At 71.0% G+C, this 23,037-nt stretch carries 22 protein-coding genes and 1 pseudogene; 14 read left to right on the top strand and 9 right to left on the bottom strand.

Features of this window, described 5'->3' with window-relative positions:
- Positions 1-304 precede the first annotated feature (304 nt).
- Both ABZU91_RS03615 and ABZU91_RS03610 read left to right on the top strand, forming a co-directional pair.
- The gene (locus ABZU91_RS03615; protein ID WP_355233492.1) at positions 305-1,072 is read left to right on the top strand and encodes an ABC transporter ATP-binding protein; all 768 of its coding nucleotides are present in this window, start codon (positions 305-307) and stop codon (positions 1,070-1,072) included.
- Positions 1,072-3,627: an FtsX-like permease family protein gene (locus ABZU91_RS03610; RefSeq protein WP_355233490.1), complete on the top strand. Its 2,556-nt coding sequence runs from the start codon at positions 1,072-1,074 to the stop codon at positions 3,625-3,627. Before ABZU91_RS03615 ends, ABZU91_RS03610 begins: the two co-directional genes overlap by 1 nt.
- Before the next feature lie 79 nt (positions 3,628-3,706).
- On the opposite strand, the gene ABZU91_RS03605 is transcribed toward ABZU91_RS03610, so the two are convergent.
- Positions 3,707-4,363, bottom strand: coding sequence for an HAD family phosphatase (locus ABZU91_RS03605; protein ID WP_355233700.1), 657 nt, complete (start codon positions 4,361-4,363; stop codon positions 3,707-3,709).
- A 306-nt stretch (positions 4,364-4,669) separates the two neighbouring features.
- Between ABZU91_RS03605 and ABZU91_RS03600 the strand changes: the two genes are divergently transcribed.
- A complete protein-coding gene (locus tag ABZU91_RS03600; protein WP_355233488.1) occupies positions 4,670-5,056 on the top strand; it encodes a hypothetical protein in 387 nt (128 codons plus the stop codon).
- A gap of 68 nt (positions 5,057-5,124) precedes the next feature.
- Here ABZU91_RS03600 and ABZU91_RS03595 read toward each other — a convergent pair whose 3' ends face one another.
- Together ABZU91_RS03595 and ABZU91_RS03590 are read right to left on the bottom strand one after the other, a co-directional pair.
- Positions 5,125-5,865, bottom strand: coding sequence for a neutral zinc metallopeptidase (locus ABZU91_RS03595; protein WP_355233486.1), 741 nt, complete (start codon positions 5,863-5,865; stop codon positions 5,125-5,127).
- 95 nt (positions 5,866-5,960) lie between these two features.
- Positions 5,961-6,173 (bottom strand): hypothetical protein, encoded by a 213-nt coding sequence (locus ABZU91_RS03590; RefSeq protein WP_355233484.1) that lies wholly within the window; start codon positions 6,171-6,173, stop codon positions 5,961-5,963.
- Between the two features lie 533 nt (positions 6,174-6,706).
- Between ABZU91_RS03590 and ABZU91_RS03585 the strand changes: the two genes are divergently transcribed.
- From ABZU91_RS03585 to ABZU91_RS03570, 4 genes and pseudogenes are all read left to right on the top strand, one after another.
- Entirely contained in the window at positions 6,707-7,072 is a 366-nt protein-coding gene (locus tag ABZU91_RS03585; protein ID WP_355233482.1) for a hypothetical protein, read from the top strand.
- Between the two features lie 414 nt (positions 7,073-7,486).
- Positions 7,487-7,705, top strand: coding sequence for a YciI family protein (locus ABZU91_RS03580; protein WP_355233480.1), 219 nt, complete (start codon positions 7,487-7,489; stop codon positions 7,703-7,705).
- A gap of 3 nt (positions 7,706-7,708) precedes the next feature.
- Positions 7,709-7,963 (top strand): annotated as a pseudogene (locus tag ABZU91_RS03575) (sigma factor); the annotation flags it as partial.
- 35 nt (positions 7,964-7,998) lie between these two features.
- Complete coding sequence (locus ABZU91_RS03570) at positions 7,999-8,175, top strand: hypothetical protein (RefSeq protein WP_355233478.1); 177 nt, start codon at positions 7,999-8,001, stop codon at positions 8,173-8,175.
- 34 nt (positions 8,176-8,209) lie between these two features.
- On the opposite strand, the gene ABZU91_RS03565 is transcribed toward ABZU91_RS03570, so the two are convergent.
- Entirely contained in the window at positions 8,210-9,310 is a 1,101-nt protein-coding gene (locus ABZU91_RS03565) for an ionic transporter y4hA (protein WP_355233476.1), read from the bottom strand.
- A gap of 90 nt (positions 9,311-9,400) precedes the next feature.
- Here ABZU91_RS03565 and ABZU91_RS03560 point away from each other — a divergent pair, with 90 nt between their 5' ends.
- Together ABZU91_RS03560 and ABZU91_RS03555 are read left to right on the top strand one after the other, a co-directional pair.
- A complete protein-coding gene (locus ABZU91_RS03560) occupies positions 9,401-9,763 on the top strand; it encodes a metalloregulator ArsR/SmtB family transcription factor (RefSeq protein WP_355233474.1) in 363 nt (120 codons plus the stop codon).
- Complete coding sequence (locus tag ABZU91_RS03555) at positions 9,760-10,260, top strand: SRPBCC family protein (RefSeq protein ID WP_355233472.1); 501 nt, start codon at positions 9,760-9,762, stop codon at positions 10,258-10,260. The genes ABZU91_RS03560 and ABZU91_RS03555 overlap by 4 nt, the downstream gene beginning before the upstream one ends.
- Here the strand turns inward: ABZU91_RS03555 and mug are convergent.
- Entirely contained in the window at positions 10,257-10,826 is a 570-nt protein-coding gene (mug, locus tag ABZU91_RS03550; RefSeq protein ID WP_355233470.1) for a G/U mismatch-specific DNA glycosylase, read from the bottom strand. The two genes, ABZU91_RS03555 and mug, sit on opposite strands and share 4 nt — an antisense overlap.
- Positions 10,827-10,931: 105 nt before the next feature.
- On the opposite strand from mug, the gene ABZU91_RS03545 reads away from it, so the two are divergent.
- The 3 genes from ABZU91_RS03545 (at position 10,932) to ABZU91_RS03535 (ending at position 16,148) form a co-directional block, all read left to right on the top strand.
- Entirely contained in the window at positions 10,932-11,675 is a 744-nt protein-coding gene (locus tag ABZU91_RS03545; protein WP_355233468.1) for a methyltransferase domain-containing protein, read from the top strand.
- Between the two features lie 272 nt (positions 11,676-11,947).
- Complete coding sequence (locus ABZU91_RS03540) at positions 11,948-13,228, top strand: ThuA domain-containing protein (protein WP_355233466.1); 1,281 nt, start codon at positions 11,948-11,950, stop codon at positions 13,226-13,228.
- An 88-nt stretch (positions 13,229-13,316) separates the two neighbouring features.
- Complete coding sequence (locus tag ABZU91_RS03535; protein ID WP_355233464.1) at positions 13,317-16,148, top strand: PQQ-dependent sugar dehydrogenase; 2,832 nt, start codon at positions 13,317-13,319, stop codon at positions 16,146-16,148.
- 91 nt (positions 16,149-16,239) lie between these two features.
- On the opposite strand, the gene ABZU91_RS03530 is transcribed toward ABZU91_RS03535, so the two are convergent.
- The gene (locus tag ABZU91_RS03530) at positions 16,240-16,824 is read right to left on the bottom strand and encodes a hypothetical protein (RefSeq protein WP_355233462.1); all 585 of its coding nucleotides are present in this window, start codon (positions 16,822-16,824) and stop codon (positions 16,240-16,242) included.
- Positions 16,825-16,907: 83 nt separating this feature from the next.
- On the bottom strand, positions 16,908-17,336 hold the full coding sequence (locus ABZU91_RS03525; protein WP_355233460.1) for a VOC family protein: 429 nt from the start codon (positions 17,334-17,336) through the stop codon (positions 16,908-16,910).
- Positions 17,337-17,428: 92 nt separating this feature from the next.
- Between ABZU91_RS03525 and ABZU91_RS03520 the strand changes: the two genes are divergently transcribed.
- On the top strand, positions 17,429-18,364 hold the full coding sequence (locus tag ABZU91_RS03520; protein WP_355233458.1) for an NAD(P)H-binding protein: 936 nt from the start codon (positions 17,429-17,431) through the stop codon (positions 18,362-18,364).
- On the opposite strand, the gene ABZU91_RS03515 is transcribed toward ABZU91_RS03520, so the two are convergent.
- The gene (locus tag ABZU91_RS03515; protein ID WP_355233456.1) at positions 18,330-18,770 is read right to left on the bottom strand and encodes a GNAT family N-acetyltransferase; all 441 of its coding nucleotides are present in this window, start codon (positions 18,768-18,770) and stop codon (positions 18,330-18,332) included. The genes ABZU91_RS03520 and ABZU91_RS03515 overlap by 35 nt on opposite strands.
- Positions 18,771-19,015: 245 nt before the next feature.
- Between ABZU91_RS03515 and ABZU91_RS03510 the strand changes: the two genes are divergently transcribed.
- On the top strand, positions 19,016-22,342 hold the full coding sequence (locus ABZU91_RS03510) for a GH92 family glycosyl hydrolase (RefSeq protein ID WP_355233454.1): 3,327 nt from the start codon (positions 19,016-19,018) through the stop codon (positions 22,340-22,342).
- 182 nt (positions 22,343-22,524) lie between these two features.
- Here the strand turns inward: ABZU91_RS03510 and ABZU91_RS03505 are convergent, their stop codons facing one another.
- Positions 22,525-22,965 carry a VOC family protein gene (locus tag ABZU91_RS03505; RefSeq protein WP_355233452.1) on the bottom strand — a complete coding sequence of 147 codons (441 nt, stop codon included), beginning with the start codon at positions 22,963-22,965 and terminating at the stop codon, positions 22,525-22,527.
- Positions 22,966-23,037 lie beyond the last annotated feature (72 nt).

Genomic DNA, 23,037 nt, shown 5'->3' with positions numbered 1-23,037 from the left:
GGCGTACTCGAAGATCCCCCCGTGGAGGGACGGCCCGGTTGCCGTGCTCACCTACCGTGACCGGAGACGGCACGGCGCGGTTGACCCTCCTGTGACGTGAGGGGGAAGTGTGCAAAACCGGTCGACCGGCCGTCGGGTCAGGGGCAACCCTGATGCGGCATGGGGGTGCACCCGCAGCGGGAAATCCGCTCCGCGTCCCCCCAGGGGCGGACGGTACGGGCGCGAGCAGCGCCGATGATTGAACGGTCGCGCCGGACCATCGGGGGGCGGCGTGGGATTCGGACAGACGGAAGAGGTAGATGACGTGACCGCGACGGTAGGCCAGCAGGCGCAGGCCGCGGCCCGGGCGAACGACGTGTGGAAGGTGTACGGCAGCGGCGAGGCTCAGGTCATCGCGCTGCGGGGGGTCAGCGCGGAGTTCGAACGTGCCCGCTTCACCGCGATCATGGGCCCGTCGGGTTCCGGCAAGTCGACGTTGATGCACTGCCTCGCCGGTCTCGACTCGGTGACCCGGGGGACGGTGTCGATCGGTGAGACGACGGTCACCGGGCTGGGCGACTCCGGACTGACGAAGCTGCGCCGGGACAAGGTGGGCTTCATCTTCCAGCAGTTCAACCTTCTGCCGACGCTCACCGCGAAGGAGAACATCCTGCTGCCGATGTCGATCGCCGGGCGTAAGCCGGACCAGGCCTGGTACGACACGGTGATCCGGACGGTGGGCCTGCAGGACCGGCTGGACCACCGGCCGGCGCAGCTCTCCGGCGGTCAGCAGCAGCGGGTGGCGTGCGCGCGTGCGCTGGTGTCCCGCCCCGAGGTGATCTTCGCGGACGAGCCGACCGGCAACCTGGACTCGCGCTCCGGCGCGGAGGTGCTCGGCTTCCTGCGCGACTCGGTGCGCGAGCACGGCCAGACCATCGTGATGGTCACCCACGACCCGACCGCCGCGGCGTACGCCGACCGGGTGGTCTTCCTCGCCGACGGGCAGATCGTCTCGGAGCTGATCGAGCCGACCGCCGACACGGTGCTGGACACCATGAAGAAGCTGGACACTCCGGCCGAGGTGGGCAACTGATGTTCCGGGCGACGCTCAAGAGTCTGCTGGCCCGCAAGGTCCGGCTGATCCTGTCCGGTCTGGCGGTGGTGCTCGGGGTCATGTTCGTCTCCGGCGCGTTCGTGCTGACCGACACGCTGGGTCGCTCCTTCGACTCGGTGTTCGCCGACGGCTTCTCCGAGATCGACGTGAACGTCGCGGCGAAGCCCAAGGTCGAGGTCAACGAGATGGAGGGCGAGCAGACCGCCGCCCCGCTGCCGGCCGCCGTGGTGGACCGGGTCAAGCAGGTGCCGGGGGTGGCCTCGGCGACCGGTGTCGTCAACGCCGACGGTGCGCGGGTGATCGGCAGCAACGGCAAGGTCGTCACGTCGTTCGGGCCGCCGCAGCTGGGTGAGAACTGGGTCGGCGAGGGGGACCTGCTGCAACTGCGCGAGGGGCGCGCGCCGCAGGCCGACGACGAGATCGTCGTCAACAAGTCGCTGGCCACGTCGGCGAAGGTGCGCGTCGGCGAGAAGGTCGGCGTGCTGACCGCGTTCGAGTCGAAGAAGCGGGACTTCACGCTGGTCGGCATCGCCGGTTACAGCGGTGACCGGGACTCGATCGGCGGCGTCAACGAGGTCTTCTTCACCACGCCGGTGGCGCAGCGGCTGATGCTGGGCGAACCGGGGGTGTTCAGCAGCGTCACGGTGAAGGCCGCCGGCGGTGTCTCGGATGAGGCGCTGCGCGACGACGTGGCCCGCACGCTGGGCGCGGACTACGACGTGAAGACCGGCGAGCAGGTCGCCGATGACGCTGCGGCCAGCCTGAAGGAGGGCCTCTCCTTCTTCAACAAGATCCTGCTCGGCTTCGCCGCCGTGGCGCTGCTGGTCGGCACCTTCCTGATCCTCAACACCTTCTCGATCATCGTGGCGCAGCGCACCCGTGAGTTGGCGCTGATGCGCGCCATCGGTGCGAGTGGGCGGCAGATCATCGGCTCGGTGGTGCTGGAGGCCATCGCGGTGGGTCTGATCGCGTCGGTGCTCGGCCTGGCCGCCGGCATCGGGGTGGGCGCGCTGCTGGCGTTCCTGTTCGGCAAGTTGGCCGGTGGCCTGACCCTGGCCGGGATCGGCGTGCCGGCGGCGGCCGTGATCGGGTCGTTCGGTGTCGGTCTGGTGATCACCGTGGTGGCGGCCCTGCTGCCGGCGCTGCGGGCGTCCCGGATCCCGCCGATCGCCGCCATGCAGGACGTGGCGACCCCGGACCGACCGCTGACCAAGATCACCGTGGCCGGGTCGCTGGTCACCGGCATCGGCGCGGTGCTGCTCTTCCTGGGGCTCAGCGGCAACGCGGGCGGTCAGACGCTCGCCACCATCCTGGGCGGCGTGCTGTTCGCCTTCATCGGTGTGGCGCTGCTGACCCCGCTGATCAGTCGGCCGGTGGTGAACCTGCTCGGCGCGATCTTCTCCTGGTCGGTGCCGGGCAAGCTGGGCCGGCTCAACTCCGGGCGCAACCCCCGCCGCACCGCCATCACGGCTGCCGCGCTGATGGTCGGCATCGCGCTGGTCACCGGCGTCACGGTGATCCTCGACTCGGCCAAGGGCAGCATCAGCGCGCTCGCCCAGGACACCATCAAGGCCGAGCTGGTGATCGCCGGTCAGCAGGGTGGCCCGCGTCCGCCGAGCTTCGACCCGAGCGTGCTGGACCAGGTGAAGGCGCTGCCCGGCGTGCGACTGGTCGACGGCGAGTACGGCGACATGGCACGCGTGGACGGTCAGAGCACGTGGGTGGCGGCGAGCAGCGAGGTCGCGTCGCTGCGGCAGATCTTCGGTGCCAAGGCGACCGCCGGTGACATCGACCGGCTGTCACCGACGCAGATGCTCGCCAGCTCCGACACCGCCAAGTCCCGGGGCTGGTCGGTCGGCTCAACGGTGACCGTGCAGCTCACCCGGGGTGAGCCTCGCACGTACACGATCAGCGGCATCTACGAGTCGTCGCAATTGACCAACCCGGTGACGTTGCCGCCGGCCGCGGCGAAGGACTTCGCGATCCCGCAGCCCATCCAGGGCTTCATCCAGCTGGCACCGGGCGCCCGGGTGGCCGACGTGCAACCGCAGGTGGAGACGCTGCTCGCGGACAGCCCCGAGGTGTCGGTGGCCGACCGGGACGCGTTCATCAAGCAGCAGACGAGTTCGCTCGACGGGCTGCTCACGATGATCCAGATCCTGCTGGCGCTGGCCATCGTGATCGCCGTCCTGGGCATCGTCAACACGCTCGCGCTGTCGGTGTTGGAGCGCACGCGGGAGTTGGGCCTGCTCCGCGCGATCGGGCTGCGCCGTGGCCAGACCATGGGGATGATCACGGTCGAGGCGGTGGTGATCTCCGTCTTCGGCGCGCTGCTGGGCGTCGCGGTCGGCACCGGCCTGGGCGCCGCCGTGGTCGAGGCGCTCAAGGACGAGGGCATCACCGACCTGATCCTGCCCTGGGGACAGATGGGCGTCTTCCTCGGTCTCGCCGCGATCGTCGGGGTGGTGGCCGCGGTGGTCCCCGCCGTGCGGGCGGCCCGGATCAACGTCCTGGGCGCGATCGCCCACGACTGACCGGTTCCACCTCGCGACCCCCGACGCCACTCGCGGCGTCGGGGGTCGCGCGCTTCCTCGGCCGGTGGCGTCGACCGCGTCAGCCGGTCGCCGCGGCCCGGTCGGTCAGCAGCGCCGCGAGCGCCTCCGGGTCCACGCCGGTCAGGCTCGGCACCTGGTGTACGCCGGCGATGGGGGGCAGCGGCACCTCGGCGGGTACGGCCAGCACGGCCGCGCCGGAGGCGAGCGCGCTGGCCACCCCGGTCGGTGAGTCCTCGATCGCCACACACCGCTCGATCGGGGCACCGAGGTGCCGTGCGGCGGTCAGGTACGGCTCCGGGTGCGGCTTGGCAGCGACCACCTCGTCGCCGGCGACGACCACGTCGAAGTTGTCCCGACCGAGGGTGTCCAGGGCGATCTCGACCAGCGCCCGAGGGCTGGAGGTGACCAGCGCGGTGGGGATTCCCGCCACGCGGACCGCGTGCACCAGCTCGAACGCTCCCGGTTGCCAGGGCAGACCGGTGCGGAACAGCTCCAGGATCCGTGCGTTGATCCACGCCGCACTGCTGTCCGGATCGCGTTCGGGCTGCCCCAGGTCGTCGTGCAGGATGCGCATCGACTCGGCCATGGCGGTACCGATGATCGCCCGGCGTGCGTCGGCGGACAGTTCCCCGCCGTACCCGCGGGCCAACTCCTGCAACGCGACGTCCCACAGCTTCTCGCTGTCGATGAGCGTGCCGTCCATGTCGAAGAGCACGGCGGCGGGGTAATGGCTGCTCAGCGGATCCTCCAGGGTGCGGCGACTGCCCTGATCCTGCCAGCCGGGGGCGGCCCCGGTGGTCGTCGGGTACGCCACGGCGCCGGGGCGTCCCGCCGGCCGGCACCGGACCGCCGCCGCCCTAATCGATAACGGTCAGTTGCGACGACGTCACCGCAAGGGGCCGTGGCAGCGTCGCGCGGCACAGGTCGCAACCGGTCCCCGGCTCACCCTCGTCGATGCCGTCCGGCGCATCGTCGATACGATCGACGCTCCACTTTCGACGGGGGAAGGAATCCAAACAGCATGACGGTGGCACGAAGAATCGGTGCCGGCCTGGGCGCTCTGGCGCTCGGCGTCGCGGTCACGATCGGCAGCCCGACGGCGGCCTTGGCCGTGCAGGCAGCCAACATGATCGCCTACCAGGGCGACGACTACGGCACCCTGTTCAAGAACAACCCCAACGGCGGCCAGGTCACGGTCTACGCCTGTGACAAGGAGCAGGACGGCAACGGCGTCTACGTACAGGTCAAGTGGTCCGGTGGCGGCACGTACGGCAAGGTCGGCGACGGCAACGGCTCCGCCGAGGGTTGCGGCAAGGGCGTCCTGAACGGGTACGCCGACAGCATCCGGGTGTGCGAGGACGACCTCGGCAACGACAGCTGCGGCACCTGGCGCAACACCTACCCGTAGCGGGTCCGCCCCTTCGGGCAGCAGATCCGGGGGAAGACGCGGCGCAGGTCGGCCCGTCTTCCCCCGGTTCAGTCCAGGCCGCAGGCTGACAGCGACTTCTCGTAGCCGCGGAAGAACGAGTCGGTCCGCTGCTCGGCGGTGCCGTGCGCGCCCTCGGCGAACCAGGGCTGGCTCGGGTCGTCACCGACCGCGAGCAGGCCCTCCCGGAACTCGTCGAGGTCACCCTGCTCGAGCCGCAGTTGCTGGCTGCGGATCGAGTCACCGAGGTACGCACCGGCCATGCAGTCGGCCTGCAACTCCTGCTGGATGGTGAAGTTGTAGCGGATGCCCAGCCTGACCTGGATGCCGTGGGCATACTCGTGGCCGAGCAGGTAGTAGACGAACGCGTCGCCGACCTGCTGGTAGGCGCCCACCGACCAGTTCAGGTCGTAGGCGATGAAGTCTCCCTGGGAGCAGTAGACGGCGTTGTTGCGCGGCAGTCCCTGGCCGCCGCAGGCCACCTCCCCGTCGCGGCGGTACGGCACGATCCGGCTGATCGGCCGGAACGACCGCCCGGACGCGTCGAACTGGGAACGCCAGTAGAGGTCGGCCTTCTCGACGGCGACGCTGATGTCGTCCTGGAAGCTGTCGGCGTTCGTCGTGCGGTCGGCGCGAGCGGTCGGCTCCCCGGTCCTGACCGAGCGGGACGTCTCCGGCGCGGGTGCCCGTGGCCCACTGTCCGGGACTCCGCCGACGGCGCAGCCGACGGCCACCACCAACGCCACCAGCGCGGCGGCCAGTGGCCCGCGCGGGCGACCCGAGCGTGCCATCACATCACCCTCCCCAGGTGCCCGATCGTGTCGCAGTACCCCGATGAACGGGTCACCATCCCCCACAGTCAACACGGCCGCCGCGTCGGGACGGTTCAGCCGGAGGCGCCGTCGCGGCCACGCAGCCAGGTGTCGCCCTGCACGGCGTGCCGCTCGGCGGCGTACCGCTCCTGGGCGGAGCGAGCGGCGCGCGCGGCGCCGCCGTCGTCGTCGGAGCTGAGCCGGCGGCGGTCCCGCCGGGCGACGTAGCCGAACGATCCGACCAGAAGCAGGGCGAGGGTGCCCACCACCACCCACACCGTCGTCATGCGCCCGACGGTAGCCTCGGCGCACCACCCCGTCGGCGCACCCTGATGTCGCCACCACGGTGTCCGGAACGGCTGGTCGGCGTCGACGTCTCCGGTGAGCGGCGCCGCACCGGCGCCGGCGGCAGGAGAAGAGATCCGCGAAGTACCTGATTCTGCTCTACGGCTCGCAGCAGGACTACGACGTCCTGTCCGGCCGGGCCAGCGACCGGCCGTCCATGTCGGCCGAACAGGTCGCGGCCATGCACCAGCAGATCAGGCCCGCCAGGGGTCCCCGGGAGTCGCGTCCTGACCAAGCCCCCACTGTGCCTCCCCCAACATCGGCGCTCGCACCGCGCCATACCCCGACGGTACGACCACCACGCCCGCCACCGGATTCACGCCTGACCGGCCCGGACAGTTCACGCACAGGTTGTCGCGGCGTGGTGCCGGCCGGAGTTGTTGGCGTGGCGCAGGCCGGGCGGTTCGCGCGCCGTGGTGCGGGGCCGCCACAATGGCCCGGGGGCGGACGCGACCGCCCGGTCAGGAGGGGCGACGTGCACGTGCTGGGCAGCCGTCAACGGAGCCAGCCTGCCCCGGCGCAGGTCGTGTGGCGGTCGCTCCGTGACCCGTACGAGGCCGGGAGTCGCCCCTGGCTGGAGTTACGCGACGACGAGGTACCGCCACGGGTGGTGACGGGTTACGCGCCGGTGCTGCTGGTGTGGTCGTCGCTGTGGCCGCACCGGCCACTGGACGAGATCCGTTTCGACATCTCGCCCGGGCTGCCCGGCGGTGACTGTGCGGTGCGTTGGACTCTGACCACCCCCGACGCGGAGCCGCCCAGCGAGAGCACCCTCGGCTACCTCCGCCACCGCCTCAACTACCTGATCAACAACCGCCTCCGCCTCTCCTACGGCCAATAACCCACCCCCACCCCACCCCCACCCCACCCCCACCCCCGCATCGCCGACCCGCCCACTTCCGTTGATCATGAAGTTATTGCGCCGACACGCCGACATCGATGGCAATAACTTCATGATCAACGGGGTGGGACGGGGACGGGGCGGGACGGGGACGGGACGGGGCGCGGGGTTGGGGTTCGACGTTTCTGGTGAGCGGTGCCGGGGCGGCACCGGGAACAGGAAGGCCACCATGAAATACATGATCATGCTTTTGCGGCTCGCAGCAGTACTACGACGCCTTGTCGGGGCGGCCCTCCGACCGGCCGTCCATGTCGGCCGAACAGGTCGCGGCCATGCACCAGCACATGGGAGACGTTCCACCAGGCGCTCGCCGAGTCCGGGGAACTCGTCGACGCGCGGGGCCTGAGCGAGCCCGTGCACGCCCGTCGCGTGCAGGTGCGGGGCGGGGCGCCCGTGGTGACCGACGGCCCGTACGCGGAGACGCAGGAGGTGCTGGCGGGCTACACGATCGTGGAGTGCGCCAGCTTCGACCGGGCCACCGAGATCGCCGCCGGCCTGGTCGATCCGGACACCCCGGGCGCGTACGTGGACGTGCGGCCGGTGCTGGACGGCGTCGAGGACCTGGCCGGCTGAGGCGTGCCGGAGACACCCGCCGATGGCCTGCTGCGCGAGTTGGCGCCGCAGGTCCTCGGCGCGCTGGTACGCCGCTTCGGGCACTTCGACACGGCCGAGGACGCGGTGCAGGAGGCGCTGATCGCGGCGGCGGACGGGTGGCCGCGTGACGGCGTACCGGACAATCCTCGGGCTTGGCTGATCACCGTCGCGTCCCGGCGGCTCACCGACCTGCTACGGCGTGACCAGGCGCGGGCGCGACGGGAGGAGACCGCAGCCCGGTGGATGGTGCCGGACTGGACGAGGACCCCCGGTTGGCCGACGGCCCGCGACTGCCGGCTGCCCGCGCCCACCTGTGGGAGCTGACCGGCGAGCGTGTCGCGGCGCGCGAGGCGTACCGGATGGCGGCGGCACGCTCGACGAACCTGGCACAGCAGCGCTACCTCAACGCCCGCGCGGACGCCCTGGCGGACGACCCGACCGCCGGCTGAGCAACGCGGGCACCGACCAGGCTGCGCCGGCGCGTCAGGGGCTGGCGGCCAGGAAGACGAACGCGGCCAGCAGCACCAGGTGCACGCCGCCCTGGAGCACGTTGGCCCGGCCCGGCACGACGGTCAGCACCGCCGTCACGGCGGTGAGGGCCAGCAGCGCGAGCTGGGTGCCGCCGAGGCCGAGCAGCAGCGGGCCGTCCAGCCAGATCGAGGCGATGGCGATGGCCGGGATGGTCAGACCGATGCTGGCCATCGCCGAGCCGAGGGCGAGGTTGAGGCTGATCTGCACGCGGTCGCGGCGGGCGGCGCGGGCGGCGGCGAGGGTCTCCGGCAGCAGCACCAGCAGCGCGATGATCACGCCGACGAACGCGTGCGGCAGGTTCGCCGCCGCCACACCGGCCTCGATCGTCGGTGAGACGGTCTTGGCGTCGCCGACCACCGCGACCAGCGCCACCAGCAGCAGTCCCAGGCTGACCAGCGCCGCGCGGGTGGTGGGCGGCTTGGCGTGCTCCTCCGCGTCGATCACCCGACCCCGGCTGTCGACCGGCAGGAAGTAGTCGCGGTGCCGGCCGGTCTGCACCAGCACGAACAGCCCGTACAGCGCCAGCGAGGCGACGGCGGCGAAGGTGAGCTGGGCCGGGCTGAACTCCGGGCCGGGGCGGGCCGTGGTGAAGGTCGGGATGACGAGGCTCAGCGTGGCCAGGGTGATCACGGTCGCCAGGGCCCCGCCGGTGCCCTCGGGGTTGAATACGGCCACACGTCGGCGTAGCGCCCCGAGCAGCAGGGACAGTCCGAGGATGCCGTTACAGGTGATCATGACGGCGGCGAAGACGGTGTCGCGGGCCAGCGACTGTGTCTTCTCCGGGCCGCTGATCATCAGCGTGACGATGAGGGCCACCTCGATGACGGTGACCGCGACGGCGAGCACCAGCGAGCCGTACGGCTCCCCGACCCGGTGGGCGACCACCTCGGCGTGGTGCACGGCCGCGAGCACCGCGCCGCCCAGCAGCGCGGCGACCACCACGACGACGGGGCCGGGAAGTTCTCGCCCCCACGTCACGAGCAACACCAGCACCGCGAGCACGGGTACGGAGACGGTCCAGTCGAGCAGGCGGGATCGAAGCTGGGCTGGCATGCCGTCAAGAGTGCCAGGTCACGTGATCATGTGCCCACCACCGACGCACCCCTACCGGAAAACCCGTAACTCATGAGTTACGCTTTCGGGGTGGACGAGGTGGCCGCGGCGCTCGCGGACCCGGTGCGGCGGCGCATCCTGAGCATGCTCCGCGACGCGCCGCTGGCCGCGGGCGAAATCGCCGGACGGTTCGCCATCAGCCGCCCGGCGATCAGCCGACACCTGCGGGTGCTGCGCGAGAGCGGCCTGGTCCGCGACGAGCTGATCGGCCGCACGAGGATCTACCGGCTCGATCCGGGCCCGCTCGCCCCGCTTGTCGACTGGCTCGGCGAGCTCGTCGCACCCGACCGGTGGGAGCAGCGCCTCGACGCGTTGGAGACCGAGGTCTATCGAACCCGCCGGGAACGCCGCAGCCGCGGCCCGGCCGCGCACCGAACGGAGCACACCGCATGACCCGTACCCCCGTTGGCCGCCTGTTCCCCACCGCCACCGGCCACGACCTCGTCCTCACCCGCACGTTCCGCGCCTCGGCGGCCGACGTGTGGGCGAGCCTGACCGAGTCGGAGCGCACGGCCCGCTGGTTCGGCCCGTGGGAGGGCGACGCCGGGCCCGGCCGGACCATCCGGGTCCAGATGGCGTACGAGGAGCAGCAGCCCTGGTGCGACGTCCGCGTCGAGGAGTGCGAGCCACCGCGACGCCTGAGCGTGTCGATGGTCGACGGCTCGGGCAACTGGCTGCTGGAGTTCGCGCTGACCGAGAGCGCCGGCGTCACCGAGCTGCGGTTCACCCAGCAACTGGGCAGCCTCGACGGCGTCGCCGAGGTGGGCGCCGGCTGGGAGTACTACCTGGACATGCTCGTCGCCTCGCGGGACGGCACGCCTCGACCGGAGTTCGACGAGTACCACCCCGCGATGCGGTCCTACTACGAGACCCTTGCCGAGCGGGCCTAGGGTCCGGCCTCCCGGCGCAGTCGGGCGAACTCGGCCGTCAACGCCGGCAGCGGGAAGTGCGCGTTCAGGCCGCTCGGGTTGGGCAGTACCCAGACCCGGGCCGGTCCCAGCCGCTGCGGCTGCGGCCCCAGGCCGGCCTTCGGCCGGACGAACGCGATCCGGTACGCGGTCACCCCGAGGATCGCCACCCACCGTGGCCGGTGCCGCTCGGCCTTGACCGCCAGCCCGGTCACCCCGGCCACCAGTTCGGCGGCGGTCAGCTCGTCGGCCCGGGCCGTGGCCCGGTTGCTGAGGCTGGTGACGCCCAACCCCTGCCGCAGCAGCTCGGCGCGCTCCCACGGGCGCAACTCCCGGTCGGTGAAGCCCGCGCCGTGCAGGGCCGGCCAGAACCGACTACCCCGCCGGGCGAAGTGCTCCCCCACCGCCGCCGAGTACAACCCCGGGTTGAACCCGCAGAACAGCACCCGCAGGCCGGGACCGATCACATCCACCAGGCCGCGACCGGCCGCCGCCGCGACCTCCTGCCGGGTCGGCGGCCGCCACGGCGGTGACACCTCCGCGTCCATTGCACCGATCCTGCCGTACGCGCCGACGCCCGTCCCCGCTTGCCGACGACGCCGACGCACCGGACCCGGTGTGCGCCGATGGTCATGACTTGACACCCTGGACCGATGCAATCCACCGACCACCTCGCCGCCAGCCGTTACGCGCGGATGCGCTGGAACACGCCCCTGTCGGAGGAGCACGCGGCCCTGCTGCTGCGGAGACTCGACGTACGGCCCGGCGCGCGCGTGCTCGACCTGGGCTGCGGGTGGGGTGAGCTGCTGCTGCGCGCTGTCGCCGCCGGTGGCGTCGCCGGCCCGGTCGCGACGAGGGGCGTGGGCGTCGACACCGACGAGGCGGTCCTCGCCCGGGGGCGCAGCCTCGCCGCCGAGAGGTCGCTGAACCGGCACGTCGCCTTCGTGATGGGCGAGGCCGCCGCCTGGCAGGAGCCCGCCGACCGGGTTCTGTGCATCGGCTCGGCGCACGCCTTCGGGGGCACCGGAGCGGCCCTCGACGCCCTCGCCACGGTGGTCCGCCCCGGTGGGCGGCTGCTGCTCGGCGAGGGGTACTGGCAGCGCGACCCCACCGCGGAGGTCGCGGAGATCTTCGGTGCGGACGTGACCGACCTCGCGAGCCTCGTCGAGGCCGCCCGTGAGCGGGGCTGGCGGCTGCTGCACCTGAGCACCGCCGACCAACGGGAGTGGGACGACTTCGAGTCCACCTGGCTCGCGGGCCGGCAGGAGTGGCTGCTGACGTACCCCGAGGATCCCCGCGCGGCCCAGGTCCGCGCCGAGCTCGACGATCGGCTGCGCGAGTACGTGGGCGGCTACCGTGGCGTCCTCGGCCTCGCGTACCTGGTCCTCGGCCACTGAGGTCGACTCCCCGCCGCAGTGGCAGGCCGCAGCGGGCGGGCTTGACGGCGCGTAGACATCAGAGGTTTACTGCGTCAGCGACGTCAGTCGATGCAGTCCGTCCGTCCACACTGGTCGGACGGGGAGCGTCGACTGGCGCACCGCGCCATCACCACCGCTCCACATCACCTCAGCCGAGCATCGGCGGCCCGGCTTCCGCATCACCGCCACCATGGCCCCGGGCGCGCCCACGCGCGCCCTGCGGGGTCGACGCTCAGCTAAGGAGCATCACCATGCGTTCCCGTCCCCGTTTACTGGCGCTCGTCACCGGCCTGGCCGTGATGATGGCCGGTCTGGTCGCACTGCCGACCACCGCCTCGGCGGCACCGCTGACCAAGGTCCTGGTGTTCAGCAAGACCGCCGGCTTCCGCCACTCGGCCATCCCCAACGGCATCGCCGCCATCCAGCAGCTCGGCGCTGCGAACGGCTTCAGCGTGACCGCGACCGAGGACGCCGCCCAGTTCACCACCTCCAACCTGGCCCAGTACCAGGCGGTGGTCTTCATGTCGACGACCGGCGACGTCCTCAACTCCAGCCAGCAGACCGCGTTCGAGTCGTACATCGCCGCCGGCGGCGGCTACGTCGGCGTGCACGCCGCGGCCGACACCGAGTACAGCTGGCCGTGGTACGGGCAACTGGTCGGCGCGTGGTTCGACTCGCACCCGGCGATCCAGACCGCGACCGTGAAGATCGAGGACCGCAGCAACCCGTCGACCGCGCACCTCAGCGCCACCTGGGTCCGCTCCGACGAGTGGTACAACTACCGCACCAACCCCCGCTCCAGCGCACACGTCCTCGCCAGCCTCGACGAGTCGTCCTACAGCGGCGGCAACATGAACGGCGACCACCCGATCACCTGGTGCAAGACGGTCGGCGCCGGGCGTTCCTGGTACACGGGTCTCGGGCACACCGAGGCGTCGTACACCGACCCGAACTTCACCCGGATGCTGCTCGGTGGCCTGCAGGTCGCCGCGGGTTCGGTGAGCGCGAACTGCTCGCCGGGGACCACGCCGACCACCCCGCCGCCGACCACCGCCCCGCCGACGACGGCCCCGCCGACGACCCCGCCGCCGACCACGGCGCCGCCGACGACCGCCCCGCCGACGACCCCGCCGCCCGCCGCCACCGGTTCCACCCTGCGTGCCCTCGCCAACAACCAGTACGTCAGCGCCGCCAACGCCTCCACCCCGCTCATCGCCAACAAGAGCACTGCCGGGACCACCGAGCGGTTCGAACTGGTCAACCTCGCCAACGGCAACGTCGCGCTGCGCGCCAAGAGCAACGGGCAGTTCGTCGCGGCGGAGAACGCCGGGGCTGCCGCGCTGATCGCCAACCGGGCCAGCGCCGGGGCATGGGAGACGTTCCAGCTGATCCGCAACTCCGACGGCACGGTCAGCCTGCGGGCCACCGTGAACAGCCGGTACGTGGCCGCTGACAACGGGGGCTCCTCTCCGCTGATCGCCAACCGGACCTCCATCGGTCAGTGGGAGAAGTTCACCCTCGTCACCAACTGACCGCGCCGCGGCTCGCTCCCCACCACCCTCACCTGGCCGTGGTGCGCCCCAGCACGCCCCGGCCCTGGTCGTCGAGGAAGGACGATCAATGCTCTCGAACCCCCGGCGCTGGTCACGGGCACTCATCGCGGCGGTCACCACCGTCGCGAGTGTGACCCTGGCCGTAGCCGCACCCTCCTCCGCCGCGCAGGCGGTGGTGATTCCCGCCAGTGACTACCAGCAGGTCAAACTCGCCACCGGCTCCTCCGAGCTGGGCGAGGCCATGTCCCTGGCCGTCCTGCCCAACCGTTCGGTGCTGCACACCGCCCGCAACGGTGTCCTGCGGGTCACCGACGTGGCCGGCAACACGAAGGTCTCCGGCACCCTGTCCGTCTACACGCACGACGAGGAGGGGTTGCAGGGCGTCGCCGTCGACCCCAACTTCGCTTCCAACCGGTGGATCTACCTGTACTACTCGCCCACGTTGAGCACCCCGTCCGGGGACGCCCCCACCACCGGCTCGCAGTCCGACTGGGACCGGTGGAAGGGGCACCTGCGGCTGTCCCGGTTCACCCTGAACAGCGACGACACGGTCAACCTGAGCACCGAGAAGATCGTGCTCCAGGTCGCCAACGACCGCGGGCAGTGCTGTCACGTCGGCGGTGACCTGGACTTCGACGCCGCCGGCAACCTGTACCTGACCACCGGCGACGACACCAACCCGTTCGAGTCGTCCGGCTACGCGCCGCTGGACGAGCGGACCGACCGCAACCCGCAGTTCGACGCCCAGCGCTCGGCTGGCAACACGAACGACCTGCGGGGCAAGGTGCTACGGATCACGCCGCAGTCGGACGGGACGTACACCATCCCGTCGGGCAACCTGTTCGCGCCCGGAACGGCCAACACCCGTCCCGAGATCTACGCGATGGGTATGCGCAACCCGTTCCGGATGAGCGTCGACAAGGCGACCGGCGTCGTCTACGTCGGTGACTACGGGCCGGACGCGGGAAGCACCAACTCGAGCCGGGGTCCGTCGGGTCAGGTCGAGTTCAACCGGATCACCGCGCCGGGCAACTTCGGCTGGCCGTACTGCACCGGCAGCAACACGAGCACCGAAACATACAATGAATACACCTTCCCGTCCGGGCCGTCGCAGTCGAAGTACAACTGCACGGGCGGGCCGACCAACAACTCGTTCCGCAACACGGGGTTGGGCACGCTGCCCGCGGCGAAGCCGGCCTGGATCAAGTACGCCGGCGACTCCGGCTCACCGTCGGAGTTCGGCAGCGGCTCCGAGTCGCCCATGGCCGGGCCGGTGTACCGGTACGACGCCTCGCTCAACTCCAGCGTCAAGTTCCCGCAGTCGCTGAACGGCCAGTTCTTCGCTGGCGAGTACGGCCGCCGCTGGATCAAGCCCATCGCCATCAACTCCGACGGCTCCCGCGGGGAGATCTCCAGCTTCCCGTGGAGCGGCACGCAGGTCATGGACATGGCCTTCGGCCCGGACGGCGCGCTGTACGTGCTGGACTACGGCACCGGCTCGAACAACCAGGCGCTGTTCCGCATCGAGTACATCGGCGGCGGCAACCGCAACCCGATCGCGGTCGCCTCCGCGAACCCGACGTCGGGTGCCAACCCGTTGACGGTGAACTTCTCGTCGGCCGGCAGCTCCGACCCCGAGGGTGGGGCGCTGAGCTACCTGTGGACGTTCGGGGACGGCACCACGTCGACGGCGGCGAACCCCACCAAGACGTACACCACGAACGGCACGTACTCCCCCACGTTGAAGGTCACCGACCCGACCGGCCTGACCGGCACGGCGAGCCTGGTCATCACCGTGGGCAACACGGCACCGACGGTGACACTGACCTCGCCCGCCGACGGGCAACTGTTCAACTTCGGTGACACCGTCTCGTACCAGATCAGCGTGAGCGACCCGCAGGACGGCACCATCGACTGTTCCAAGGTGAGCCTGACGTACGCGCTGGGCCACGACAGTCACGCCCACCAGATCACCTCGAAGAACGGGTGCAGCGGGTCGATCACCGTCCCGACCGACGGTGAGCACGACTCCGCGGCCAACATCTACGGAGTCTTCGACGCCGCCTACACCGACAACGGCGGGCTCACCACGCACAGCATCAGGACGCTGCAACCGAAGCACCGCCAGGGTGAGCACTTCGGCGGCCAGTCGGGTGTCCAGGCCACCGACCACACCAGCGCCGAGGGTGGCCGCACCGCCGGGTTCATCGAGAACAACGACTGGATCTCGTACCAGCCGTACAACCTGACCGGCGCCAACCGCATCACCGTGCGGGCGTCGTCGGCCGGGGCCGGCGGCACGATCGAGGTTCGGGCCGGCTCGGCCACCGGCACCCTGCTGGGCACCGTCACGGTGCCGGTGACCGGCAACTGGGAGACCTTCACCGAGGTGTCCGGCACGATCAGCAACCCGCCCACCGCGTCGACCACGCTCTACCTGGTGTTCAAGGGCGGGTCGGGCTACCTGTTCGACGTGGACGCGTTCACCTTCACCACCGGCACCGGTGGCAGCACGCCGGTGACCACCCTGCGGGCGCAGATCAACAACCAGTACGTGTCGGCGGTCGGCACCACCGCGTTGATCGCCAACAAGGCCAGCGTCGGCAGCACCGAGCAGTTCGACCGGGTGGACGCCGGCAACGGCAACATCGCCCTGAAGTCGCGCTCCAACGGGCTCTATGTCTCGGCCACGAGCACTACCGCACCGTTGGTCGCCAGCGGCACGTCGATCGGGGCGGCGCAGACCTTCCAGATCGTCACCAACTCGGACGGGACGGTCAGTCTGCGTGCCACGATCAACAGCCAGTTCGTGTGCGCGGAGAACTCCGGGGCCGGGTCTCTGATCGCCAACCGCACGTCCGCCGGGGCCTGGGAGAAGTTCTACCTGACCACCGGCTGACACGTGGTGGGCCCGGCCCGATCGGTGACCGGGCCGGGCCCACTGCACCATCGCGACTGCCGACGCGCCGTGTCGAGACGAGTCCCCGCCGTCAGGAGTCGGCGGGGACTCCGCTGTCGAGTTGCCCGATCACCGGTGCCAGCAGGTCGTTGAGTTCCCGGGCCAGCACCACGACCGCCCGACGTGCCGCGGCGGCGACGTGGTCGTCCGGACCGTCCGGTGTCGGCGGCAGGCCGTCGAGCGGCAGCGGCGCCTCCACCTGGAGCAGCGCGCGAAGATGCGGACGGCGCGTCCGGTCCTGCTCGGTGGGTGTGGTGAACTGGCCGAACAGCCGCGGCCAGTCCTGCCATCCGCGGTCCCGCTGCCACTGCTTGCTCCAGGTCAGCTCCGCAGGCCAGCGGGAGGCCACGGTGACCGCGCAGACCATGCCACCGTCCCACGGACTGCGTTCGCAGGTCGCCGAGAGGATGCGCCGGTGCCACCGCACGAAGCCCGGCGACAGCTCGCTGGCGACCCGCCAGGCCGTCGCGGCGAACGCGACCGGCGCGAAGTCACCCCAGGTCTCGGCGAACTCGCCGATCCGGCGGAGCACCTCGGCCTCGTAGCGGCCGCGCCCGTCGGTGCCGTGCTCGCGGTCGAACTGCTCGTCCAGCCAGAAGGCGCGCGGTTCCGGCATCCTCGTCCCCGTCCTCGACATGGTCCGCACCACTGTCGCACGCGTGCCGCGCACGGATACGGATACGGACGGCGTCGTTGCCGCTATCCCACCATGATGCAGAACGGATGGCCCGCCGGGTCGGCGTACACGCGCAGCGGCTCCTCGGGGTCCACGATGCGGTCGAACCGTAGCTGGCCGCCGAGGCGTAGCACGCGCTCGTGCTGGACCAGCAGCTCGTCGACGGACCCGACGGTCAGGTCCAGGTGCAGCTGTTGGGGCACGTCGTTCTTCGGCCACGTCGCCTCGGGCAGGTCGTCGACCTGCTGGAACGCGATCTGCGGGCCGCCGTCCGGTGACCTGAGCACCAGCCAGTCACGACCGCGCTCGTCGGGTCGGCCGTCCGCGGGCGGCTCGTCTCCGGGCCGGTAGACGAAGCCCATGAGCTGCCGGTAGAACTCCGCCAACTCTCGCGCGTCGGTGCCGTCGAGCACCACCGACGTCAGCCGGGGAACGCTCTCCTTGTCGGTCATCCTCGATCACCTCCGGACGCCATTCTGGTCGCGCCCCGCCGCCGTCGCATCCGCACTTGACACGCACCCCGCTTCGCAGTGGACGATTCAGCGTGCGGATTCTCGTGGTGGGTGGCAGTGGGCTGATCGGCGCGCACGTCGTGGAGGTGCTGCGGGAGCGCGGGCACGCCACGACCTCGGTGGCGCGTACCGCCCAGCAGGGGGTCGACTCCCTGCTCGACGTCGGGTCCGCCTCGACCGACGACCTGCGATCGTTGCTCGCCGGTCACGACGGCGTCGTGTACGCCACCCGTACCGACGAGCAGCGGGCGCTGCCCAAGCCGATCTATCCGCAGTTCCGCCGCGAGAACGTCGATCCGGTGGTGCGCCTATTCACCGCCGCCCGCGCGGAGGGCCTCACCCGCGGGGTGATCATGGGTTCGTACTACACGTACTTCGACCGGCTGCACCCGCAGTGGCGGCTCGGTGAGCGGCACACGTACATCCGCTGCCGCCTGGAGCAGGCCGGCGAGGGGCGTGCCGCCGCCGGTCCCGGTCTGCCGGTCGCCGTACTCGAACTGCCCTTCGTCTTCGGTCGGGTCGGCGATCGGCTGCCGAACTGGGCCGGTCCGCTGGACCGGTGGGCGCGCTCGCGTACCCCTCTGGTGGCGCCGACCGGCGGAAGCGCCGCAGCCTCGGCGCGCAGCGTGGCCGAGGTCACGGCCGACGCCCTGGAGCAGGCCAGCGGCGCGGACATCCCGGTCGCCGACGAGAACCTCACCTGGCACGACATGCTCGCACGCATCGCCGAGGCGGTCGGCCGCCGCCGCCGGGTCGGCCGGCTGCCGACCGGCGCGGCGCGGACGGCCCTGCGACTCGGCGGCGCGTCCCAGGCGCTGGGTCGCAAGGAGTCCGGCATCAACCCCACCTACCTCGCCGATCTCCTGCTCGCCGAGTTGTTCATCGAGCCGACGACCGGCCGCGCGCTGGACGCCGCGCTGCGCGAGACCTTCCCTAGCGGGGTGGGCGCGCCAGGTACGCCGTCTTGACGTCGGTGGAGAACCCGCAGGCACGGTAGAACGCGTGTGTCGCCGGGTTCCGCGAGCCCGTCATCAGCATCGCCTTGTAGCAGCCCGCGTCCCAGGCGGCCTGGAGCGTGGCAGCCATGATCTGCCGACCCAGACCGGTACCGCGCCGCGACTGCTCGACGACGACGTTCTCGATGACGGCGTACGGCGAGGCCGACCGGCTGAGGTTGGGGATCACGTTGAGGTACGTGGTGGCGACGACGACCCCGTCCAGGTCGAGGACGAACAGCCGCAGCCCGGGTGTGCCGAGGATCTGCGTGAAGGCCGTCCGGTCGGTGCCGTCGTCCAGCACGGGATCGTCCGGGTTCAACTGTCGGTAGAGGTGGATGATCTGCGCGAAGTCGTCGGGCCGGGCCGCACGGAACATGCCGGGAGCGTAACCGCGACGATGGACGGCCGCTGTCCGCGCGTCACGTCCCCTCCACGACCGATCGTGATCAGGATCTTGACAGCCCTGTGCGGGAAGAGAAGCATCAGCGCGAATTAGACAACGTTGTCACAACCGTGTGCGGCTCCGGTATGGAGAGAGGAAGCGTGACGGGTCGCCCCATCGAGCTTTACGCACACGATGCCAACCGAAGGGCCAACACTGTGTCAGACACGACGGCGCGCATGGCGTACACCGCCAGACGCCGAACCCTCGCCGCCGCCACCGCCGTGGCCGTGGCGGCGCTGACGGCGGTCTCCGCGGGCACCCCCGCCTCGGCCGCACCCGCTCCGCACCTGGTCACCGACCCCGCCGCGTACGTCAACCCGCTGATCGGGTCCACGAACCTCGGCAACACCTACCCCGGAGCGGTCCGCCCGTTCGGCATGCTGGCCTGGAGCCCGCAGACCAGCACCGGTAAGCAGGTCTCCACCCCCGCGCCCGGTGGCTACGAGTACGGCGCGAACCGCATCCGCGGCTTCAGCCTCACCCACCTCAACGGGGTCGGCTGCAACGGAGGCTCCGGCGACATCCCGATCATGCCGTACGTGGGGGACGTCAACTCCTCGCCATCCGTCGACACCTCCGACGCGACGTACGCGAGCAGCTTCTCCCACACGAACGAGACCGCGCGGGCCGGGTACTACCGGGTGGGCCTCGACAGTGGCGCGTCGGCCGAGTTGACCACCACCCCCCGCACGGGCTCGGGCCGGTTCGGCTTCCCGGACGACCAGCCCGCCAGCATGCTGTTCCGCACCTCCAACTCGGAGACCGGCAGCGCCGACGCCACCGTACGGGTGGACTCCGCGGCCCGGACCATCACCGGTTCGGTCACCGCCGGCAACTTCTGCGGCCCGCAGAGCGACAACAACCGCAAGGCGCTGTACACGCTGCACTTCACGGCCCACTTCGACCAGCCGTTCGCCCGGGTCGGCACGTGGCAGGACGGCAACCTCACGCCGGACGCCACGACGGCCTCCGGGGGCACCGGCCTCGGCGGGGGCAGCCCCGCGCCCGGCAAGGGATCGGGCGCCTACGTCACCTTCGCCAAGGGCACCACGACCGTCGGCGTGAAGGTCGCCATCTCCTACCTCAGCCTGGAGAACGCCGAAGCCAACCTACGGGCGGAGAACCCGCAGAAGAAGAGCTTCGACGCCGTTCGATCCGAGGCCACGGCGGCCTGGCGGCGTGAGCTGAGCACGATCAAGGTCGGTGGAGGCACCGACGACCAGCTCAGCACCTTCTACACGGCGCTGTACCACTCCATGCTCGAACCCACCCTCACGAGCGATGTGGACGGCCGTTACGTCGGCGCCGACGGCAAGCCGCACCGGCTGGCCAAGGGCCAGGACGCGCAGTACGGCACCTTCTCCGGCTGGGACCAGTACCGCGCCCAGGTGCAGCTGATGACGCTGGTCAACCCGAAGGCGGGCAGCGACTATGCGCAGTCGTTGTTCAACTACGCCACCCAGCGTGGCGGGGAGTGGGACCGCTGGCTGCTCCAGCACGGCAAGACGAGCGTCATGTCCGGCGACCCGTCCGCCCCGGCGGTCGCCGGCATCTACGCCTTCGGCGGGCGGAGCTTCGACGTCAAGGGTGCACTTCGTTCGCTGATCACCGCGGCGACGGTGCCGAACGCCAACGACTCCGACAGTGCCGGTTGCAACGTGGCGTGCGTCGGTCAGCGTCCCGCCCTCGACAAGTACCTGGAGCTGGGTTACGTCCCGGCCGACGGCTGCTCCTGCTGGGGCGGCGCGGCCGAGACGATGGAGGACGCCGTCGCCGACTCCGCGCTCGCCGAACTCGCCGGACAGGTCGGCGACCAGGCGAACCAACGGGCCTTCCGCAAGCGGTCCGGCACCTGGAGCAACGTCTTCGACCTGACCGCCACCGCGCAGGGCGGCTACCCGCGCTCCCGCAAGGCGGACGGCACCTGGGCGGAGCGCACCTTCCACCCGGCGACCGAGAACGGGTTCGTCGAGGGCAGCAGCGCCCGCTACACCTGGATGGTCTATTCCGACGTCGCCGGCCTGGCCCGCGCCATGGGCGGCAACAAGGCCGCCGAGCAGCGCCTCGACGCCTTCTTCCGCACCCCGGCCGGCACCTACGACTTCTCCGCCCGCGACCTCACCCGGTACGACCCCACCAACGAGCCGGACATGAACGCGCCGTACCTCTACAGCTACTTCGGCGCGCCCTACAAGACCCAGGAGACGGTCCGCGCGGTGATGGACCAACTCTGGGGCAACACCCCCGGCGGCATCCCGGGCAACGACGACGCCGGCACCATGTCGTCGTGGTACGTCTTCTCCGCACTGGGCATGTACCCGCAGAACCCGAGCCGGGCCGACCTGGTGCTCACTGCACCGCTCTTCCGGCGCGCGGTGATCGACGCCGGCCACGGCCGGAAGATCACGATCGACGCTCCGGACGCCTCGGCCCAGAACAGGTACATCCAGTCGGTCAAGGTCAACGGTAAGACGTCGAACCGGAGCTGGGTCCCCGACACCCTCGTCAACAAGGGCGGCACCGTCAGCTTCGTGCTGGGCGGCAAGCCGAACACGTCGTGGGGCAGCTCACCCGCCGACGCCCCGCCCTCCTACGGCGACGGTCGCCGGCCGTACCTGACCGGCGCGAGCCCGCAGACCCTGAAGGTGGAGCCGGGCAGCACCTCGGCGGCGACCTACAAGATCCAGGCGCTGACCGACACGCCCGCCGCCGCGCGCTGGAAGGTCAGCGCGCCCGCCGGACTGACCGTCACGCCCGCACAGGGTCAGTTCACGCTGACCGGCGACGGGTCGGGCAGCAAGGAGCTGACCGTCTCCGCGTCGGCCGACCTCAAGCCTGGCGCCTACGCCGTGACGGTGACCGCCGCCACCACCACCGGTACGCCCTTGCCCAGCGTGACGATCCCCGTGACGGTGGCCGTCCGGGACAGCGTGCTGTGGAACCTCAACAACAACGGCATCTCGGCCGACGACACCAATCCGCAGGCCAACTTCGACACCGGAGGCTGGAGCTACTCCGCCAAGGCGCTCGAGGCTGCCGGGGTGAAGCCGGGGTCCACCGTGTCGGCCAACGGGTTTGACTTCACCTGGCCGAACGTGGCCCCCGGCGACGCGGACAACGTCCTGGTCGGCGGCGGCGGTCAGGTGCTCAGCGTCCAGGCGGCCGAGGGTGACACCACGCTGAGCCTGCTGGGCAGCGCCGCGTTCGGTCCCACGACCGGCACGGTGACGCTGACGTACACCGACGGCACCACGCAGCAGGCGACGATCGGCTTCAGCGACTGGACGCTGGGCGGCGGGGGCGATCAGCCGTCGTTCGGCAACGTGACGGCGGTGCACACCACGTACCGCGACGTGTTGGGCACGGGGGTCGACCCGGTGGCGACGTACGTCTTCGCCACGACCCCGATCGACCTGCAGCCGGGCAAGCAGCTCGCGAGCCTGACGCTGCCCACCACCGCCGAGGGCGGCGTCATCCACCTCTTCGGGGTGGCGACGGCCTGACCCTGGCCGGACGGACGACATGAGGGCCTGCTCTGCCGCGAGGCGGAGCAGGCCCTCACCGACATTGTGCCGGCTTCGGGCGGTGCCGGCTTCGGGCGGTGCCGGCTTCGGGCGGTGCCGGCTTCCACAACATCCCCGACGTTGCTGGCTCCCGACCGACAGCGGCGGCCGCACGCCAGCACTCAGCGCAACTCCTCGGCGAGCCCGACGATGATGCCCTCGGGGCCACGGACGTAGCAGAGCAGGAAGATGTCCTCGAATCGCTGCACCTCGCCGACCAGCTCCGCCCCGTGGCGGCGCAGCCGGGCGATCGTTTCCTCGACGTCGTCGACGGCGAACATGACCCGACGAATGCCGAGGGTGTTCGCCGGGGCGTCCTCCGGCTCGTGGCGAACGGCCGTGGGCGCATGGAACATTGCCAGCTCGACCTTGCCCTGGCCGTCCGGGGTCCGCAGCATGGCGACCTCCTGCCGCACGTCCTCGACGCCGATGACGCGCTCCACCCACCGGCCCTCGACCGGTCCCCTGCCCTCCAACTCCATGCCGAGCTCGACGAAGAACGCGATGACCGCGTCAAGGTCCTCGACAACGATGAGGACGTTGTCCATCCGCCGGATCGCCATGCTGGTTCCCCCTGCTCTAGGTGCGGCCGCAATGACCGCGTCATGGTGGCACCCAAGTTCACGCGCCTCCTC

The sequence above is a fragment of the Micromonospora sp. NPDC005174 genome (genome assembly GCF_040608495.1).
Classification (GTDB): domain Bacteria; phylum Actinomycetota; class Actinomycetes; order Mycobacteriales; family Micromonosporaceae; genus Micromonospora.
Note: the sequence above shows the minus strand (reverse complement) of the source record. Positions and strands in the feature narration are given on the sequence as shown.

Coding starts and splice junctions, on each gene's coding strand:
- ABZU91_RS03610 (WP_355233490.1), top strand. CDS start 1,072: ATGTTCCGGGCGACGCTCAAGAGTCTGCTGGCCCGCAAGGTCCGGCTG.
- ABZU91_RS03600 (WP_355233488.1), top strand. CDS start 4,670: ATGACGGTGGCACGAAGAATCGGTGCCGGCCTGGGCGCTCTGGCGCTC.
- ABZU91_RS03595 (WP_355233486.1), bottom strand. CDS start 5,865: ATGGCACGCTCGGGTCGCCCGCGCGGGCCACTGGCCGCCGCGCTGGTG.
- ABZU91_RS03590 (WP_355233484.1), bottom strand. CDS start 6,173: ATGACGACGGTGTGGGTGGTGGTGGGCACCCTCGCCCTGCTTCTGGTC.
- ABZU91_RS03565 (WP_355233476.1), bottom strand. CDS start 9,310: ATGCCAGCCCAGCTTCGATCCCGCCTGCTCGACTGGACCGTCTCCGTA.
- ABZU91_RS03555 (WP_355233472.1), top strand. CDS start 9,760: ATGACCCGTACCCCCGTTGGCCGCCTGTTCCCCACCGCCACCGGCCAC.
- mug (WP_355233470.1), bottom strand. CDS start 10,826: ATGGACGCGGAGGTGTCACCGCCGTGGCGGCCGCCGACCCGGCAGGAG.
- ABZU91_RS03545 (WP_355233468.1), top strand. CDS start 10,932: ATGCAATCCACCGACCACCTCGCCGCCAGCCGTTACGCGCGGATGCGC.
- ABZU91_RS03540 (WP_355233466.1), top strand. CDS start 11,948: ATGCGTTCCCGTCCCCGTTTACTGGCGCTCGTCACCGGCCTGGCCGTG.
- ABZU91_RS03535 (WP_355233464.1), top strand. CDS start 13,317: ATGCTCTCGAACCCCCGGCGCTGGTCACGGGCACTCATCGCGGCGGTC.
- ABZU91_RS03530 (WP_355233462.1), bottom strand. CDS start 16,824: ATGCCGGAACCGCGCGCCTTCTGGCTGGACGAGCAGTTCGACCGCGAG.
- ABZU91_RS03525 (WP_355233460.1), bottom strand. CDS start 17,336: ATGACCGACAAGGAGAGCGTTCCCCGGCTGACGTCGGTGGTGCTCGAC.
- ABZU91_RS03515 (WP_355233456.1), bottom strand. CDS start 18,770: ATGTTCCGTGCGGCCCGGCCCGACGACTTCGCGCAGATCATCCACCTC.
- ABZU91_RS03510 (WP_355233454.1), top strand. CDS start 19,016: ATGGCGTACACCGCCAGACGCCGAACCCTCGCCGCCGCCACCGCCGTG.
- ABZU91_RS03505 (WP_355233452.1), bottom strand. CDS start 22,965: ATGGCGATCCGGCGGATGGACAACGTCCTCATCGTTGTCGAGGACCTT.